Raw genomic sequence first — 16,582 nt, 5'->3', positions numbered from 1 at the left:
AAAAGGAATACTATGCAACGACGCGATTTTTTGAAGGCGTCGGCCGCACTTGCTGCTGCCGGCTTTCCGGCCCAGTCATTATTGGCTGCCGCCGCCGCGCCCGGTCCACTGAAATTTTTCGGCAAGGCGCAGGCCTTTGATTATGCCTGGCTCAAAGGGTATGCTCGACAACTTGCCGGGCAACCGTATCGTGCTCCCGAGAACCATATTCCGGATGAGGTCAGGAAGCTCGACTGGGATCAGTACCAGGCGATCACTTACCGCGCCGATCACGCCTTGTGGGCCAGCGATCAATTACGTTTTCAGGCTAAGTTTTTTCACCTGGGCCTTTTTTTCAAATCGCCGGTGCAAATCTTCGAATTGAAAAACGGCCAGGCTCAGGAACTGGCGTACGACCCGGCCATGTTCGATTATGGCAAAAGCGGTCTGCACGGCGACAAGATGCCGAAGGATTTGGGCTTTGCCGGTTTCCGGGTGAATTTTCATACCGATCTTCAGCGCGACATTTCAGCGTTCCTGGGCGCGAGTTATTTCCGTGCCGTAGGTTCTGACTGGCAATATGGATTGTCGGCGCGTGGTCTGGCGATTGATTGCGGCATGGAGCGGCCGGAAGAGTTTCCGAATTTCGTCAGTTTCTGGCTGGAGCGTCCGAGCAACAATTCGAGCAAATTAGTGGTATATGCCTTGCTCGACTCGCCCAGCGTGGCGGGTGCGTATCGCTTCGAAATTCAACCTGCGGCAACGCTGGTAATGGACGTCGATGTCGCACTGTATCCGCGCAAGACCATCGAACGGATGGGCGTGGCCCCGCTCACCAGCATGTTCCAGTATGGCGAAAACGACCGTCGCGTTGCTGCCACCAATGACTGGCGTCCGGAGATTCACGATTCCGACGGCCTCTCGATGCTGCGGGGAAATGGCGAATGGGTTTGGCGCCCGCTCACCAATCCCGAGCATCTGCGCTTCAATGCCTATCAGGATGAAAATCCGCGCGGCTTCGGCTTGCTGCAACGCGACCGCAATTTCGATCACTATCAGGATGACGGCGTGTTCTATGACCGGCGTCCGAGCGTGTGGGTCGAGCCGAAGTCCGGTTGGGGCAAAGGTGCGGTACAACTGGTGGAAATTCCGACCGTCGACGAAACCTTCGATAACATCGTCTGCTTCTGGAGTCCGGCCGAGAAGCCGCAAGCCGGTCAAGAGCATTTGTTCGCGTATCGTTTGCACTGGGGCAGCAAGATGCCGGTCGTGCCGCCGCTGGCCACGGTCGTGGCGACCCGTACCGGCATGGGTGGTGTGGTGGGGCAGAGGCGCACTTATTATTCACGCCGTTTCGTGGTCGATTTCGCCGGCGGCGATCTGAAGTTGCTGGGCAAGGATGCCAAGGTGATGCCGGTCATCAGTGCTGCGCGCGGCAAGGTTGAAGTGACCTCGGCGCGGCCGCTGGCGAGTATTCACGGCTATCGGGTGATGTTCGATCTGAAGCCGGCTGATGACGGTGTTGCACCGATTGATTTGCGGGTTTATCTGGCCGCGGACGGACAGCCGTTGAGCGAGACCTGGTTGTATCAGTGGAGTCCGCCGGCGCTGGACCAGCGGCATTTTTAAACAGTGGCTTCTTGCCTCTTTTTCCGCATAACGTCATGCAATCCAGGGCTGGGTAACAATTGTTACTATTCTCTTCCGGCCCGCTTCGGAGTAAGCCTCTTAATCCGTCTAAAATACGCCTTGTGTTTTCATATTCGGGTCGCTGTTGGTTGTCAAAGTGTAACTTCAGCCACGCGCTCTCAGCTATATCCATTTTCGCCTGACGCTCATATGTGCGCTATGTGTGACCCGAACCCGCTGCATATTTTTGTTTATTTTCGATGTGACACCGATGATTGTTGATCAGATTAAAGTTTCATCTCCTGCCTCTGGCGGTTCTTCCCGCACATTTCGTCGCAACGGCCGGATCGCCGGGGTGTTGCTTGTGATCGTGCTCAGCGCGGGCGTAGTGCTGGCGCAAGTGCTGCAACAGCCGAAGCCGGTCGCCGTACCGGAGATGGTCGGTCCGCCCGCGCCAGTCAAGTTCGATACGGTAACCGTGCAGCGCGGCGATATCCAGCAAACGGTCGATGCCGCCGGAAAATTGCAACTGTATAAATACGCCGACGCAAATTCCCAGGTTGCCGGTCAGATTAAGGACGTCCTGGTTGGCGTTGGCGATACGGTCAAGTCCGGCACGATGCTGGTTGAAATCACACCAACCTTGCAACCGGCGAAGATGGAAAGCAATCGCGCTCAAATGGCGCGGTTGCAGGCGGAACTGGCGGATCAGCGGGCGCAGATGGATTTTGCCGAGTTGCAGTTCAAGCGGCAGACCCAGCTAAAAGCGCAAAACGCCACGCGCGAGGAAACCTTCGAATCCGCCCGCATGGGCATGTCGTCGGCCAGCGCGCGGGTGGATGCAATCAACGCGCAAATCCGCCAGGTCGAGGCGACGCTGAAACTGGATGAAGATAGCCGTCAGCACACGCACGTGCTGGCGCCGATTTCCGGCACCGTGGTGGCGCTGAATGCGCGTCCGGGACAAATGGTGGGCACCACGCAACCGGCCGCGCCGTTGATGCGGATTGCCGATCTTTCAAAAATGACGGTGCAGGCGCGCGTCGCGGAAATCGATGTGACCCGCTTGCGGCGCGGTATGACGGCGAATTTCACGACCCCCGGCTATCCCGGCAAACGCTGGTCGGGCAAGCTGCGCCAGGTGATTCCCGTACCGGCCGATGGCACCGGCGAGCAAGGCAAGCAGACTTTTTATAATGTCCTGTTTGAAGTCGATAATGCGGAACAGGAGTTGATGAGCGGCATGAGCACGCAAGTGCAGTTTATTGTCGCGCAGGCGCAAGATGCGGTGCTGTTGCCGGTAAGTTTATTGGGCAGGCCGGATGCCGACGGTTGGTACCACGCCAATGTGCTGGACGCCAATTTGCAACTCAGTCGACGCAAGCTGAAGATCGGCGTGCGCAATCAACAGCAGGTACAAGTTCTATCCGGTCTGGCAGAAGGCGAGCAGTTGCTGGTCGGGCCAGTGCCTGCGGTATTGCTCAAGCAAAAACAACCCTCCGCCAATCCGGCGAATTCGCCGAATTCGCCGAATTCGCCGAATTCGCCGAATGCAGCCACCACGGCCAAGCAGGACGGCCCGGCAGCGTCGTCGGCTCCGGCGGCAACGCACAGTGCCGCACCGCCAGCCGGTGCCGCAGGTGACGCTGGCGCAGCATCGGCAGCGCGCTAATGGGACGTCGCATGAAGGTCCTTTCGGTTTTTCCCCGATGTTCCTCTGCTCCGGGGATATTGCTCGGCCTGTTGTGTGCGGCGTTGGCCGGATGCGCGCACAACATTCCCATCACGGAGCCGCCACCGGCGGTGGAAATGCCGGCCGGCTGGACACTGGGCGGTAAATCGGGTGATCAGGAATGGCCTGATAACAATTGGTGGAGTCGCTTTGGCAGCAAGGAGTTGACCGAACTGGTGGACGAAGGCCAAAAGAGCAATCTGGAAATTGCTGCGGCGCTGTCGCGCGTGCGGCAGGCGGAGGCACAGGCGCGGATTGCAGGTGCGCCGCTGTTGCCGACTGTCGATTTTTCTACCGGCGCCAATCGCGACCTGCCGCTCGGGAGGAGCGGCAGCGCCAATACTTCTGCCAGCGGGCTGTTGCAGGTCGGTTACGAAATTGATTTCTGGGGCAAGAACAAGGCCAGCCTGGCCGCCGCCGAGGCTTCGTTAAAAGCCAATCGCTATGATCGCCAAACCGTGGCCTTGACGGTGACCAGCGGTATCGTCTCGACTTATCTGCAGGTGCTGTCGCTCCACGATCGTCTCGACATTGCGCGTGAGAACGTGGCGACTGCCGAACGTGTGCTGTTTCTGGTGGAAGCGCAAAGCAGCGCAGGTGCCGCATCGCCGCTGGATCTGGCACGTCAGCGTTCGGCCGTGGCCGGACAGAAGGCGGCAATTCCGGATTTGATGCAGCAAGAGCGCGAGGCGCAGTCGGCATTGGCGATTTTGCTCGGACGATCGTCGCAAACCTTCAAGGTCGCGAATCACGGACTGAATACCATAGCTCTGCCCGATGTGACGCCAGGCTTGCCGTCCGAACTGCTATCGCGGCGGCCGGATATCCGGCATGCCGAGGCGCAACTCGCGGCCGCCAATGCCAACGTCGCGGTGGCGCGCGCGGCCCTGTTTCCGAGTATTCGCCTGACCGGTTCGACGGGGGCGCAAAGTAGTGCGTTGCTGTCGTTGTTTAATGGCCCGAACTTACTCGCGAATGTGGGCGCCTCGCTGATTGCACCGATTTTTGATGCCGGCCTTCTGAAAAGTCAACGTGATCTGGCCATCGCGCAAAAACAGGAGCTGGTGCAGGTTTATCGCTCGACGGTGATTGCCGCGTTGTCGGAAGTGGACACCGTGCTGGGCCAGATCCGGAGTCTGGATGAGCAGCGGCAGTTGAAAACTACCGAAATGGAACAAGCGCGTTTTGCGTTCAATTTGTCGGAAATCCGCTATCGGGTAGGTGCCGAAGATTTGATGACGGTGCTGGATACCCAGCGTGCGCTATCGGACGTGCAGAACGAATTGGGAAAACTGAAACTGAAACGCTTGCAGGCCACCGTGTCTTTGTATAAGGCACTTGGGGGCGGCTGGCAGGACGATGCCAGCCACAAGGTTTCTGGCGGAACTTGATTACCAAGTTAATCGGCGCGCAATACGCCGATTTTTCGACCGACTTCCGATATGCCATGCGCCGCGCGGCTTACACTGCCACCGGTGCCTTGATGTGGGCCTGGGGATGGTAATCAGCGATCTCGAAGTCCTCGAATTTATAGTCGAAAATCGAAGCCGGTTTGCGCTTGATGAGCAGTTTCGGCAACGGGCCGGGGCTGCGTGACAATTGCTCTTCCACCTGTTCGGTATGGTTCGAATACAGGTGGCAATCACCGCCGGTCCAGACAAAATCACCGACTTCAAGGCAGCACTGTTGCGCCACCATGTGGGTCAGTAACGCGTATGACGCGATATTGAACGGTACGCCGAGGAAGATGTCGGCGCTGCGCTGATACAGCTGGCATGACAGCTTGCCGTTGGCGACATAGAACTGGAAAAAGGCATGGCATGGCGGCAGTTTCATCTGCGGAATATCCGCAACGTTCCAGGCAGATACAATCAAACGGCGCGAGTCTGGCGTGTTTTTGATCTGATCGACAACTTGCGTAATCTGATCGATGTGGGTGCCGTCCGGTGTCGGCCACGAGCGCCACTGATAACCGTAAATCGGCCCCAGATTGCCCTCGGCATCGGCCCATTCATCCCAGATTTTGACGCCATGCTCTGTCAGGTAGCGGATGTTGGTCGAGCCCGCCAGAAACCAGATCAGCTCGTGCACGATAGACTTCAGGTGCAGCTTCTTGGTGGTCAGCAGTGGAAAACCTTCCTGGAGATCGAAGCGCATCTGATAGCCGAACACAGAGCGTGTGCCGGTGCCGGTGCGGTCGGTTTTGACGGCGCCATGTTCGTGTACGTGGCGCATGAAATCGAGATATTGACGCATGGATGGAATTTAGTTGAAGCGGTTTCGAATGGCGTGATTGTAACGTATTGCGCAAAACCAGCCCTTGGGCCAACTTCCTCAAGCCTGTTCGGCTTTCAAGATCCGTTGTATGCGTTCGCTGCTGGCGGGATGGGTCGACAGATAGCTTGAGAATTCACCCGGTTCGCTACCCAGCTTTTCAAAAGTATGCGCCAGTGATTTCAGGCTGATGCCATTGGCCTTGAACATCGCAATCGCATAGTCGTCCGCTTCCAGTTCGACGTCGCGCGAGTATTTCAGGTCGAGCATTACGGTCGGAATATTCGCCAGCACTGCTGATACGTCACCAAATAATACGGTGCTGGCAGCGCCTATCACCGAGCTTTGAATCAGGCGCCGCATCAGGTGCCGCTGATGCAGATGGCCGAGTTCATGCGCGAGCACCCCCATCAGGGCATTGTCGTCATCGATTAATTTGACGATTTCATCGGTCAGCACGATGTCGCCCGATGGCAGCGCGAAGGCATTCGGTCCGATCCTGCTTTTGCGAAATACGATCTGATAATTTGGCGCACCGTTTCTGGGCGGCTTCATTGCCTTGAAGCGATTGACGATGGCGTCGCGCTGCCGTTGCGACAGTTTACTGGGTGAAAAGACGCGCTGATCGAGAAACTCCAGGGTGCCCTGACCGATGCGGCGCTCGACCGCTTCAGGCAGGGCATTGGCGACCCAGCCGGAGGCGGCAGGCAGAACATACAAATAGCTCAGCACCAGCAGCGCCAGCAGCAGCACCGTCACCTGCAATGTGGCACGCCAGCTTTGCTGCATGCGCACCACGATCGAATCCCGGTGGCCGGTGCCGGCCAGCAGTGCGTTGAACGCAGCGTTATCCGCAATTTCCAGATAGGCGCCGTCGGGAAAGGTGACCTTGCGGGCAGCGCTGGCAACCCTCTCGGAAACCCGCAGAGCGGTCAGTGGACACTGCCGTTCCGCGTCGCCCCGAATGAAGGCGATGCCCGCTTCGACGGTCAGTTCTACCGTGTGCTTGCGTGAGGTCCTGCCGTCGAAATAGAACGCGGGAATAGCCATCTGTTTTGCTCAGAGAGAAAGGTCGAAGTCGAGCAGATCCGCCATGCCTTCGCCGACGGCCGATCCGGTTGGCTCCGCGTCAGCCAGGAATTCGTCCAGCGAGCTGTTGGCCGTGAGCGACATCGATTCGAGACGATATTTCATCGCGCGGATTTGTGCGAACGGGGTGAACAGCCCGAGGGTGAAGGCGATGCCGATCAGATTGGTGATCATGATGAACGTCATTCTCGACCATTTCAGCTTGCTCGCAAATTGATGATCGCCAAGTTTGGTGTTGTTCCAGATCAGGTTCTGGATCATGGTCAAAAATAGCGGCACGATCAGAAATGTCCAGACATACAGCGCCACAAACATCAGAATGACGCTGCCGAACGCGCCGGCGCCGGCATGTTTCATGTTGCCAAACAGCGCAACCAGCGTGCCGCCAAAAGCGCTGAAGATCGCTATGTAGCCGACCAGTGCAATCCCAAAACCGATCAGATAGGTTTTATAGAAGGCGCCAACTGTTGCCTGAAATGAAAAATGGGTAGCGCCAAACTTGCTTTCGCTATGCACAAATTTCTTAATGCGCTGATGCGTGAGCGGGGTGAGCAGATAGAGGGTCAGGAATGTGCATATCGGCAATAACAGGTAATTCATATAGGCCTGGCCGGCGCTGCCGCGAAAGCCGAAAGATATGCCGCGATAGCTCGAATTGAAAAGTTTGAACTGATAGCTTTTCCACACCAGCCATGGGAACGCCGCAAATAGAATCGCCAGCATGACCAGGCCCAGCACCGGCGAAAACCTGAACGCCAGTTGGTAGCCGACTATACACACCACCGAGATGATACGGCCCTTCAGGATCGCAATCGGATTGCCGTGATATTCAAAGCTGGTGCCGGCGACGTTTGTGTTATCGTAAAAATAACGTGTACGACGTACTTTGGCCCACGCAGAATAAATGCCCAGTGTGACGATGCTCAATAGCAGATTGACGATCCAGATGCGGAAATATTCGCTGCCGCGGCCGGAAAAATAAAACGGCACCAAGTGCGGTGCCGCTGGTGCCGGATTCGGCGTATGGCCAAATGGTGGTTCAAAGCCGGGCGTACTCAAATCGGATGTGCTCACTAGTTAATCCTCTCTAAAGTTAGTAAACGGTCAGGCTGATTTTTATTGCTATTTTCGTAAAAGATGAATGATCCGGCGACGAATGTCAATATAAAAATGTCAATATAAAATAACAATCGTCACAGCAGATCCCGCGCCTGTTGCAAACGCAAGTGCACCCTGTGTGATATGCCTGTATATTAAAAACAGCATGTGAATTGCAAAAATGAAAACGTCATTGCAATGTCTCCTGCCACTGTTACAAATGAATGAATTTAAACATGAACTTTTTAGGATTTATCCGCCTCTGAAGCAAGCGACTTTTGTCTCACCGGGTTATTTGCAGTGCCTTGGAAAATCGGATCTTGTAGTGTGTCAGTACAGTGACGTGCAGATAATGCTTTACAAGCCGATGAGTACAAGTTGCTGAGCACCAGGTAGCAGGGTTATTCGAGTTTTAATTATTTTTTTTATCAGTGCGTCATTGCATACGCCAGGCGTATGGCGCGTACTTTCCTCAGGAGATCACATGCTTCGTTCAGAAACGCTTTTTGGTAAGCGCGAAACCCCAACCCCTACTTCCCCTCTCGGTAACAGCAATCTCTCTTCGAATAGCCCATCGAGTTTTTCCAAACAAGTTAATCCAGTCAGTTCGCCGAGCACTTCCTCCACGCTGTCTTCCCATCATTCGAACTCGTCCAGCACCGCCGAAGGCGGCAGCAAGCTGATCGTCGGTCCGAACATCAAGCTCAAGGGCGTTGAAATTACGGATTGCGATACGCTGGTAGTCGAGGGACGGGTTGAAGCGACCATGAATTCGCGCGTTATTCATATCGCTGAGAAGGGCGCTTTTAAAGGTTCGGCCGAAATCGATCTGGCTGAAATTCACGGTGAATTCGATGGCGACCTGACCGTGCGTGAAAAGCTGGTGATTTATGCAACCGGTAAAGTCTCGGGAAAAATCCGTTATGGCAAAGTCGTGATCGAAGAAGGCGGTCAATTGACCGGCGAAGTGCAGGTCGGAACCGCAACGCCTAAGGTGACGGCGCCAGCCATTGCATCGACCAACATTTAAGCGGCGCTGTTGTCGGTCAGCGCTTTTGCGCTGAGCTGGCGCTGAGTTGGCGTTTTAGGTCGAGATGCAAAAACAGCATCGCCACAGTTCCCTGATACTGTGGCGATGCTGTTTTTCGTCTGATCAACCCGGGCGTTCATCAAAGTGTGCCCGGGTTTTGTTTGTCTGCTGAAGGCGTGCGACAATAGCGCCTTTCGCCCAAAGCTAAAGTTCGTTCCAGTGCGGGCCGCTTGCTCCACATTCCTTACATCATGAGCCATCCAGAATACATTCTTACCTTGTCCTGCCTCGATCAGCGCGGGATTGTGCATCGCGTGTCGGGCTTTCTGGCCGAACATGGCTGCAACATCATCGATTCGGCCCAGTTTGGCGATGCGCAATCGAAGCTGTTCTTTATGCGCGTGCATTTTGCTGCAGAAAATCCGGCTATTGCCGATGAGGTGCTGCGTGCTTCATTTGCGGCGCTGGCGGGCACCATGCAAATGAACTGGCAATTAAATGACGCTGCCAAGAAGCCGCGCATGCTGTTGATGGTGTCGAAAATCGGCCACTGCCTGAACGATTTGCTGTTCCGCTACAAGAGCGGTTTGCTGCCAGTGGAAATTCCGGCGATTGTGTCGAACCACACCGATTTTTATCAATTGGCGGCCAGCTACAACATCCCGTTCCATCACTTGCCGCTGGCGCCTGCTGCATCGGCTGAAGCCAAACTGGCGCAAGAAGCGCGCGTGCTGGAGCTGGTCGATTCCCATGCCATTGATTTGGTGGTGCTGGCGCGTTACATGCAGATCTTGTCGCCGCAACTATGCACGGCTTTGAAGGGCCGGGCGATTAATATCCATCACTCTTTCCTGCCGAGTTTCAAGGGCGCCAAGCCGTACTATCAGGCGCACGACCGCGGCGTCAAGCTGATCGGAGCAACCGCCCATTTTGTGACCGGTGATCTGGACGAAGGCCCGATCATCGAGCAGGATGTGGCCCGGGTCGATCATGCGATGGAGCCGGATACGCTGACCGCGATTGGGCGCGATGTGGAGTCGGTGGTGCTGGCGCGTGCGGTGAAGTGGTTTGTTGAACACCGGATTTTGCTCAATGGGCATAAGACCGTGGTATTCAAATAACGCGATCTCTAAAAACCTGCTGCACGGGATTTTTTGAGATGCCTCAACGATGCGAAAAAAAAACAGGAGCAAATTTTGCTCCTGTTTTGCTATCCAGTGCCCTGACTAGGAAACCATTTCCAGGCTCATGATGGTCAGCGCGCCAGCGAGTTTGCTGATCGAAAATTTGACTGCATCACCAGCCTTAAACTGATTCAACATCTCAACATCGCTGACGTTGAACGACATCGTCATCGCCGGCATGCCAAAGTTGGGAATTTGATCATGCTTGATGGTGATTTTGCTGCCGATTGGATCTACTTTAAGAATTTCACCGTTGACCAATGGCAATGCAGAATTGTCATTGGGGTTGGCCAGCAATTCCGCGTTGCTGCCTGGGCTGCCAGCGTTACCGCTGGCCATGCTGGTTAACGGCAGGCCGATCAGCAACGTGGTCACGATCACCATTAAGTTGCCGAATAGATATAGATGGCTCATCGATTGATATCCTTTCAAAGAGAATGCGATGCGAACTGCACGCATCGCATTCTGTCGGGCTAAATTGGATTAATGTTCAGGTGAGACCGTCCTATACTCCGTTAAGGGGAATAAAAAATACACAGGTTTTACAGGTCGTTACTTAATGTTTAAAAAGACAATGATGAATGGCTTGTTGTCTTTACTTTAAGCTTGTCCATGCAGTTCACCGCGCGTCATTCGTTAAATTTTCACAATTCCAAGCCATTTAGTCGCCTGCATAGTGCTGGTAGATGGACTGCTTGCCATCGCTCTTCACGAGCAGCACGTCATACGCCATTTTGCGCGGCCCTTCCATGCCCGGCGAACCGAGCGACATGCCCGGGACTGCCAGTCCGACTGCCTGAGGGCGTTCTTTCAGTAAACGCCGGATGTCGCGGGCTGGCACGTGGCCTTCGATCGTGTAGCCATCGACAGTGGCGGTGTGGCATGACCCCATGGCCTCCGGCATGTGCAGTTTTTTACGATACACCGAAGTGTCGGCGACATTATTTGCTTTGACTGCGAAGCCGTTGGCTTGCAGATGTTTGATCCAGGCAGTACAGCAGCTGCAATTTTCATCCTTGAAAACTTCGATGACAGGTTTTGCCGCAAAAACATAGCCGCTGGCGCCGGATAATAGCAATATCGCCAGCAGCAATTTGAGGGAGAATCGACGATTCATGTGCTTCCTTGTTGAAAATTAGAAATTTAGGTGACAACGTTGCAGACCGATCGGATCGATGACTAGATACATCACTCTGTCGTCAATACGCAGGGTGCTGTTGCCCGCCGATTGGCTGGCGGTCTGACCGATTCTTCCTAAGTCCGACAGGCTGCCAGGCCATCCAGAATCGGACACTCAGGCCGCGAGTCGCCGTGACAATTGCTTGCCAAACCTTCCAGCGTCGACTTCATGGCCTGTAATTCGGTGATCTTTTTATCCAGCTCGCGAATGTGTTCCTGTGCCAGTTGCTTGACTTTACTGCTGGAGCGCGACTGGTCCAGCCAGAGGCCGATAAGCGCGGTGATTTGCTTCATCGAAAATCCCAGCACCCGGCCCTGCCGGATGAAACGCAGCAAATGCACATCGCGTTCGGAATAGGTGCGATAGCCGGCATCGGTGCGGGTCGCCGGCGCAATCAGGCCGATTTCTTCGTAATGGCGAATCATTTTGGCAGAGACGCCCGAAGCCTGTGCGGCGGCGCCGATATTCATGCGTTCAGTTTGCATTTGACACCTTGTTTGAGGAGGAGAGGAACGCTTGGTTGTGGCCGCCAGCGCCGTAACAGCAACGCATTACTTACCACGCTGACGCTGCTGAAGGCCATGGCGGCACCGGCCAGCACCGGATTCAGATAACCCAATGCAGCCAGTGGAATGCCGACCACGTTATACACAAACGCCCAGAACAGATTTTGTCGGATTTTGTAGTAAGTTCGGCGCGAGATGGCAATTGCATCGGCTACCAGCGCAGGATCGCCGCGCATCAGCGTGATGCCGGCAGCGTGCATCGCTACATCGGTGCCGGTCGACATGGCGATGCCGACGTCGGCTGCGGCCAATGCCGGTGCGTCGTTGAGGCCATCGCCGACCATGGCCACCACCGTACCGTTGCTCTTGAGAGCGACGATCGCCCTGGCTTTGTCAGCGGGCAGAATTTCCGCATGTATGTCAGAAATGCCGACTTGCTTGCCGACCGCATTGGCGCTGCCCCAATTGTCGCCACTTAGCATGGCAACCCGGATGGAGAGCCGCTGCAAGCGTTCAATCGCGCCTCTGGCAGAAGGTTTGACGCTGTCGCCAAATGCCAGCAAGCCACGGACAACGGGCTTGCCAGCAGCTTCACCTGCGCTGGCCAGCCAGGAGATCGTGCCGCCATCGGCTTCCAAGCCGGCGGCGCGTGCCGCCAGTGGGCCAAGGTCAACGCCCAGTTCGCGCATCCAGCGTGAGCTGCCGAGGTAGCAGAGTTGTCGTTCAACGCTGGCCTGGATGCCTCGGCCGGCGACGGTTTGGACCTGGGTGGCGAATGGGAACGACAGATTTTTTGCCGCGGCGGCGGTGCTGACCGCACGCGCCAGCGGATGCTCGCTGTTGCGTTGGACGGCGGCAGCCAGCGCGAGTAAAGCGTCATCGGCATGCGCGTCATTGGCGCTCGCCTGACACGTGACGAGGGTTGGATGACCGGCGGTCAGCGTTCCGGTTTTGTCGAATGCAACCACGTTGACGCGGTGGGCAATCTCAAGTGCTTCGGCATCTTTGATCAGAATGCCATAGCGTGCCGCCACGCCGGTGCCGACCATGATGGCGGTCGGCGTCGCCAGACCCAGAGCGCAGGGGCAGGCGATCACTAACACGGCCACAGCGTTGAGGATGGCCTGTTCCCAATTCCCGTTCGCCAGGCCCCAGCCGAGCAGGGTCAGTAACGCGATGAGCAGTACAACCGGAACGAATACCGCACTGACCTGATCGACCAGACGTTGAATCGGCGCTTTAGCCGCTTGCGCGTGCTCGACCATGCGGATGATGCGCGCCAAGGTGGTTTCTGCGCCGGTGGCGGTGGTGACGATCAGCAGCAAACCTTCGCCATTGATGGCGCCTGCGCTGACCTGATCGTCCGGCTGTTTTGCCACAGGCAGGCTTTCGCCCGTCAACAGCGATTCGTCAACGTGACTGCGTCCTTCTTGCACCTTGCCATCGACCGCGATACTTTCACCGGCGCGCACCACGACGACGTCATGGACCCGCAGCGTACTAATGGCGACTTGGCTGTCGATGCCGTCGCGCCGTACGGTGGCACGCTCCGGACGCAACGCATTTAACGCACGAATGGCGTCGGCGGTCTGGCGTTTGGCACGGGTTTCCAGCCATTTGCCGAGCAATACCAAGGTAATCACAGCCGCCGAGGCTTCAAAATAAACATGTCCCATGGCATGTGCATGGGGCGTCAGCAATTGATACAGCGATAAGCCAAAAGCAGCGCTGGTGCCGAGCGCCACCAGCAAGTCCATATTGCCGGTTCCCGCCTTCAGTGCGCGCCAGCCGGCACGGTAGAAACGTGCGCCTAGCCAGAATTGCACCGGCGTTGCCAACGCGAATTGCCACCAGCCGGACAAATGCCAGCTGCCGCCAACTGCCATCAGCAGCATAGGTGTGATCAAGGGCAAGGTCAGCAGGGCCGATACCGCGACCGGCCACCAGCTGGGCCAGAGGGCGCTTGCCGGCGATGTTCCCGATAACGGTTGCGTGGATGGCAACGCTGCCTCATAACCGGCCGCTGCGACGGCTGCCAGCAGCCGCTCGGTTGGCACTATACCGACCGTCTCAATGGTGGCCAGTTCAGTCGCGAGATTGACTGCAACGGCTTGCACGCCAGGTACTTTTTGCAGCGCTTTCTCCACCCTGCCGACGCACGAGGCGCAGCTCATGCCGCTGATAGCGAGGGTGATTTCCTGTTGCTTAACCTGATAGCCGGCTTTTTCTACCGCAGCCACTAACGCGCCAACTGCGGTGGTGCGGTCAGATGCGATGGTCGCCAGTTCTGTGGCCAGATTGACGCTGACGTGCTCGACCCCGGCGACCTTGCGCAATGCTTTCTCGACATGAGTAACACATGAGGCGCAGCTCATGCCTTCAATCGGCAGTTGAAATTCGCTCAGGTTGTTAGTGCTACTGGCGTTGCTCATGTGCAAGTCCGCTTAGGCAGTGATGATGATTAAATGGTGCAGCTTCCCATGATGGTAAGGTCAAGATGAATTTTACAGATATTTTTGTAGAGCGGAACTTGACCCTCCCGTGGCGGAAGGGTCCATAGTGATGGTATCCCTAACCAAAGAGGTATTTACGATGACGGAATTTAACGTGCCGGATATGACTTGCGACCATTGCGTGGGCCGGATTACCAGGGCGATCAATGCGGTTGATGCGCATGCCAGGGTGGAAGCCAGGATTGGAGAAAAGAAGGTCTTGATCGAAAGTGGGCTAGGCGCTGAACAGTTTGCCGAAGCAATTCGGGAGGCGGGCTATACGCCGGTGCCGGTTTGATGTTTCCCCGGGCGATAAAAAAGTCAGATTTTCACGTTGTAAAAATCTGACTTTGCAAGTTGTGCCGCCTTTGCTGAACCTACGCGAATATCCGACGCAGCCAGCCGCCGATATCTGCGACTTCTTCCGCAGACACCGAGTGTTGCATCCGGTATTCATGCCATTCGATTTGATAACCAAGTTGCTTCAGCAGGTCGCGCGATTGTTCTGCGCGGCTGAGGACGACCACCGGATCGGCGCTGCCGTGCGCCATGAAAATCGGCGTATCCTGATTGGCGCTGGAACGTTCCGCTTCCAGCTTGTCACGTAGCGGCAAGTAGCCCGACAAACACATCAGCCCCGCCAGTTTTTCCGGATAACGCAAACCGGTTTGCAAGGCCATTGCGCAACCTTGCGAAAATCCGGCGATGACGATTTTATTGGCCGGAATGCCAAGGGAAATTTCCTGCGCGATCAACGCTTCGATCTGCGCCTGCGACTTGCGTAACCCGGCTTCGTCTTCGCGTTTCATCAGATCGGCGCCATAAATGTCGTACCAGGCCGGCATCACATAGCCGTTGTTGATGGTCACCGGCATGGTTGGCGCATCCGGGAAAACGAAGCGGATGCCAGGGCAGCCGCGCAAGTCGAGTTCATTGACGATGGGGACAAAGTCCGAGCCGTCGGCACCGAGGCCATGCATCCAGATGACGCTGGCGCCAGGAGTGGCCGAGGTGGCGATTTCTTGGGTAGGTAGGGAAAGGGTCATGGTGCTGGGAATAGGGTTCAGGCGCGCGCTGGACGGAGCGCCGATTTTGGACGGAATGACTTGGAAACAGCGGCGTTGGTCTCAATATACGGGCCGCCGATCAGATCGATGCAGTACGGGATTGCTGCGAAGATGCCGGAGACTTTTTGCTCGCCATTGGCATCTTTCAGGCCTTCCAGCGTTTCCTTGATCGACTTCGGTTGACCCGGCAGATTCAGGATCAGGGCGGCGTGGCCATCGGTTTCGCGGATGACGGCGACCTGGCGCGACAGGATCGCCGTCGGGACAAATTGCAGGCTGATCTGACGCATCTGTTCGCCAAAGCCGGGCATTTCCTTGGTCGCCACTGCCAGCGTTGCTTCCGGGGTAACGTCGCGGCGCGCCGGACCGGTGCCGCCGGTGGTCAATACCAGATCGCAATGATGTCGATCTACCAACTCGATCAGGGTTTGTTCGATCAGTGCCTGCTCGTCGGCTATCAGGCGGGTTTCCATTTGCCATGGACTGGTCAGCGCAGCGCCGAACCAGTCTTGCAGGGCAGGGATGCCTTGATCCTGATAAACGCCGGTGCTGGCGCGATCCGAGATCGAGACCAGCCCGATTTTTAATCCGCGCTCGCCGGTGGCGGAATCAGGAGTCGTCACGCTCATCGTCATCGTCGTCGTTATTTTCGTGGTCGGCTGCATCTGCGTTTGGTTTTTGCAACTGTTTCAACAGTTGGAAAATCTCGCGATAAGCCTTCGGCGGTTTGTTTTCAGCCTGTTCCTTGCGCGCATTCCGGATCAATGTGCGCGTGTGCTGCACATCCAGTTCCGGATGCTGGGTCAGCAACGTGGTCAGTACCGCGTCGTCTTTCAGCAAGCGGTCGCGATGCCGTTCCAGCGCATGCATTGCCGCGGTATCGGCTTTTGACAAGCCTCTCCAGCTATCCAGGGTCTTCTGGATCTCGGCAATCTCGTGCGGCTCAAGCGTGCGCATCTTTTTGCCGACATACTGGGTCTGGCGACGACGGCCTTCATGGTCCTTGATTTGCTGGCATTCGAGGATGGCGTCACGCACATCTTCCGGCATCGGCACGCGCTTGACGCGGTCGCGAGACTCGGCGATCAGCTCTTCTCCCAGCTTCTGCAGCGCAGTCATTTCACGCTTGAGTTGGGACTTGGACGGACGGTCGTATTCTGGTTCGAACTCGGTGGACTGAAAGCCACAGGAGCCGCGATTTGGATTTGGCATGATAGTAAGGGTGAAACCATTCTCTTTAAACGACTGCTATGATAACCGGTTTAGTGCGGCGCGTTGTCGCTCATCGACAGGAACGCTTGCCGGGAAGCATTAGTGATCGG

Annotated in this window: 16 protein-coding genes; 6 read left to right on the top strand and 10 right to left on the bottom strand. The window is 56.2% G+C overall.

The features are described from left to right. Positions 1-12: 12 nt before the first annotated feature. From AC3CHX_RS20920 to AC3CHX_RS20910, 3 genes are all read left to right on the top strand, one after another. Positions 13-1,608, top strand: coding sequence for an OpgD/OpgG family glucan biosynthesis protein (locus tag AC3CHX_RS20920; protein ID WP_488629923.1), 1,596 nt, complete (start codon positions 13-15; stop codon positions 1,606-1,608). Between the two features lie 271 nt (positions 1,609-1,879). Further along, positions 1,880-3,280 carry an efflux RND transporter periplasmic adaptor subunit gene (locus AC3CHX_RS20915; RefSeq protein WP_488629922.1) on the top strand — a complete coding sequence of 467 codons (1,401 nt, stop codon included), beginning with the start codon at positions 1,880-1,882 and terminating at the stop codon, positions 3,278-3,280. Between the two features lie 11 nt (positions 3,281-3,291). Beyond that, the gene (locus tag AC3CHX_RS20910) at positions 3,292-4,731 is read left to right on the top strand and encodes an efflux transporter outer membrane subunit (protein WP_488629921.1); all 1,440 of its coding nucleotides are present in this window, start codon (positions 3,292-3,294) and stop codon (positions 4,729-4,731) included. Between the two features lie 70 nt (positions 4,732-4,801). Here the strand turns inward: AC3CHX_RS20910 and AC3CHX_RS20905 are convergent, their stop codons facing one another. From AC3CHX_RS20905 to AC3CHX_RS20895, 3 genes are all read right to left on the bottom strand, one after another. Further along, on the bottom strand, positions 4,802-5,596 hold the full coding sequence (locus tag AC3CHX_RS20905) for a thymidylate synthase (protein WP_488629920.1): 795 nt from the start codon (positions 5,594-5,596) through the stop codon (positions 4,802-4,804). Between the two features lie 78 nt (positions 5,597-5,674). Further along, the gene (locus AC3CHX_RS20900) at positions 5,675-6,664 is read right to left on the bottom strand and encodes a M48 family metallopeptidase (protein WP_488629919.1); all 990 of its coding nucleotides are present in this window, start codon (positions 6,662-6,664) and stop codon (positions 5,675-5,677) included. 9 nt (positions 6,665-6,673) lie between these two features. Next, entirely contained in the window at positions 6,674-7,777 is a 1,104-nt protein-coding gene (locus tag AC3CHX_RS20895) for a YjgN family protein (RefSeq protein ID WP_488629918.1), read from the bottom strand. Between the two features lie 508 nt (positions 7,778-8,285). On the opposite strand from AC3CHX_RS20895, the gene AC3CHX_RS20890 reads away from it, so the two are divergent. Together AC3CHX_RS20890 and purU are read left to right on the top strand one after the other, a co-directional pair. Further along, entirely contained in the window at positions 8,286-8,831 is a 546-nt protein-coding gene (locus AC3CHX_RS20890; RefSeq protein ID WP_488629917.1) for a bactofilin family protein, read from the top strand. A 251-nt stretch (positions 8,832-9,082) separates the two neighbouring features. Further along, positions 9,083-9,952, top strand: a complete 870-nt coding sequence (purU, locus tag AC3CHX_RS20885) for a formyltetrahydrofolate deformylase (RefSeq protein ID WP_488629916.1) — start codon at positions 9,083-9,085, stop codon at positions 9,950-9,952. Between the two features lie 105 nt (positions 9,953-10,057). Here the strand turns inward: purU and AC3CHX_RS20880 are convergent, their stop codons facing one another. The 4 genes from AC3CHX_RS20880 to AC3CHX_RS20865 form a co-directional block, all read right to left on the bottom strand. Beyond that, entirely contained in the window at positions 10,058-10,429 is a 372-nt protein-coding gene (locus AC3CHX_RS20880) for a copper-binding protein (RefSeq protein ID WP_488629915.1), read from the bottom strand. Positions 10,430-10,676: 247 nt separating this feature from the next. Beyond that, positions 10,677-11,132, bottom strand: a complete 456-nt coding sequence (locus AC3CHX_RS20875) for a DUF411 domain-containing protein (RefSeq protein WP_488629914.1) — start codon at positions 11,130-11,132, stop codon at positions 10,677-10,679. Positions 11,133-11,269: 137 nt separating this feature from the next. Beyond that, positions 11,270-11,665: a Cu(I)-responsive transcriptional regulator gene (cueR, locus tag AC3CHX_RS20870; protein WP_488644889.1), complete on the bottom strand. Its 396-nt coding sequence runs from the start codon at positions 11,663-11,665 to the stop codon at positions 11,270-11,272. Further along, positions 11,662-14,133, bottom strand: coding sequence for a heavy metal translocating P-type ATPase (locus AC3CHX_RS20865; protein ID WP_488629913.1), 2,472 nt, complete (start codon positions 14,131-14,133; stop codon positions 11,662-11,664). Before AC3CHX_RS20865 ends, cueR begins: the two co-directional genes overlap by 4 nt. 160 nt (positions 14,134-14,293) lie before the next feature. Here AC3CHX_RS20865 and AC3CHX_RS20860 point away from each other — a divergent pair, with 160 nt between their 5' ends. Then, entirely contained in the window at positions 14,294-14,491 is a 198-nt protein-coding gene (locus AC3CHX_RS20860; RefSeq protein WP_488629912.1) for a heavy-metal-associated domain-containing protein, read from the top strand. 79 nt (positions 14,492-14,570) lie between these two features. Here AC3CHX_RS20860 and AC3CHX_RS20855 read toward each other — a convergent pair whose 3' ends face one another. From AC3CHX_RS20855 to yjgA, 3 genes are read right to left on the bottom strand one after another with little or no spacing between them, the layout of a single operon-like run. Next, positions 14,571-15,239 (bottom strand): alpha/beta hydrolase, encoded by a 669-nt coding sequence (locus AC3CHX_RS20855; RefSeq protein WP_488629911.1) that lies wholly within the window; start codon positions 15,237-15,239, stop codon positions 14,571-14,573. 17 nt (positions 15,240-15,256) lie between these two features. Then, positions 15,257-15,889 (bottom strand): molybdopterin adenylyltransferase, encoded by a 633-nt coding sequence (mog, locus tag AC3CHX_RS20850; RefSeq protein WP_488644888.1) that lies wholly within the window; start codon positions 15,887-15,889, stop codon positions 15,257-15,259. Then, positions 15,870-16,472: a ribosome biogenesis factor YjgA gene (yjgA, locus tag AC3CHX_RS20845; RefSeq protein WP_488629910.1), complete on the bottom strand. Its 603-nt coding sequence runs from the start codon at positions 16,470-16,472 to the stop codon at positions 15,870-15,872. The genes mog and yjgA overlap by 20 nt, the downstream gene beginning before the upstream one ends. Between the last annotated feature and the right edge of the window lie 110 nt (positions 16,473-16,582).

Source organism: Glaciimonas sp. OK215, assembly GCF_057787885.1.
This window is presented reverse-complemented; position numbering and strand designations above follow the sequence as displayed.

Coding starts and splice junctions, on each gene's coding strand:
- AC3CHX_RS20920 (WP_488629923.1), top strand. CDS start 13: ATGCAACGACGCGATTTTTTGAAGGCGTCGGCCGCACTTGCTGCTGCC.
- AC3CHX_RS20905 (WP_488629920.1), bottom strand. CDS start 5,596: ATGCGTCAATATCTCGATTTCATGCGCCACGTACACGAACATGGCGCC.
- AC3CHX_RS20910 (WP_488629921.1), top strand. CDS start 3,292: ATGAAGGTCCTTTCGGTTTTTCCCCGATGTTCCTCTGCTCCGGGGATA.
- purU (WP_488629916.1), top strand. CDS start 9,083: ATGAGCCATCCAGAATACATTCTTACCTTGTCCTGCCTCGATCAGCGC.
- AC3CHX_RS20865 (WP_488629913.1), bottom strand. CDS start 14,133: ATGAGCAACGCCAGTAGCACTAACAACCTGAGCGAATTTCAACTGCCG.
- AC3CHX_RS20915 (WP_488629922.1), top strand. CDS start 1,880: ATGATTGTTGATCAGATTAAAGTTTCATCTCCTGCCTCTGGCGGTTCT.
- yjgA (WP_488629910.1), bottom strand. CDS start 16,472: ATGCCAAATCCAAATCGCGGCTCCTGTGGCTTTCAGTCCACCGAGTTC.
- AC3CHX_RS20855 (WP_488629911.1), bottom strand. CDS start 15,239: ATGACCCTTTCCCTACCTACCCAAGAAATCGCCACCTCGGCCACTCCT.
- AC3CHX_RS20900 (WP_488629919.1), bottom strand. CDS start 6,664: ATGGCTATTCCCGCGTTCTATTTCGACGGCAGGACCTCACGCAAGCAC.
- AC3CHX_RS20880 (WP_488629915.1), bottom strand. CDS start 10,429: ATGAGCCATCTATATCTATTCGGCAACTTAATGGTGATCGTGACCACG.
- AC3CHX_RS20860 (WP_488629912.1), top strand. CDS start 14,294: ATGACGGAATTTAACGTGCCGGATATGACTTGCGACCATTGCGTGGGC.
- mog (WP_488644888.1), bottom strand. CDS start 15,889: ATGAGCGTGACGACTCCTGATTCCGCCACCGGCGAGCGCGGATTAAAA.
- cueR (WP_488644889.1), bottom strand. CDS start 11,665: ATGAATATCGGCGCCGCCGCACAGGCTTCGGGCGTCTCTGCCAAAATG.
- AC3CHX_RS20890 (WP_488629917.1), top strand. CDS start 8,286: ATGCTTCGTTCAGAAACGCTTTTTGGTAAGCGCGAAACCCCAACCCCT.
- AC3CHX_RS20875 (WP_488629914.1), bottom strand. CDS start 11,132: ATGAATCGTCGATTCTCCCTCAAATTGCTGCTGGCGATATTGCTATTA.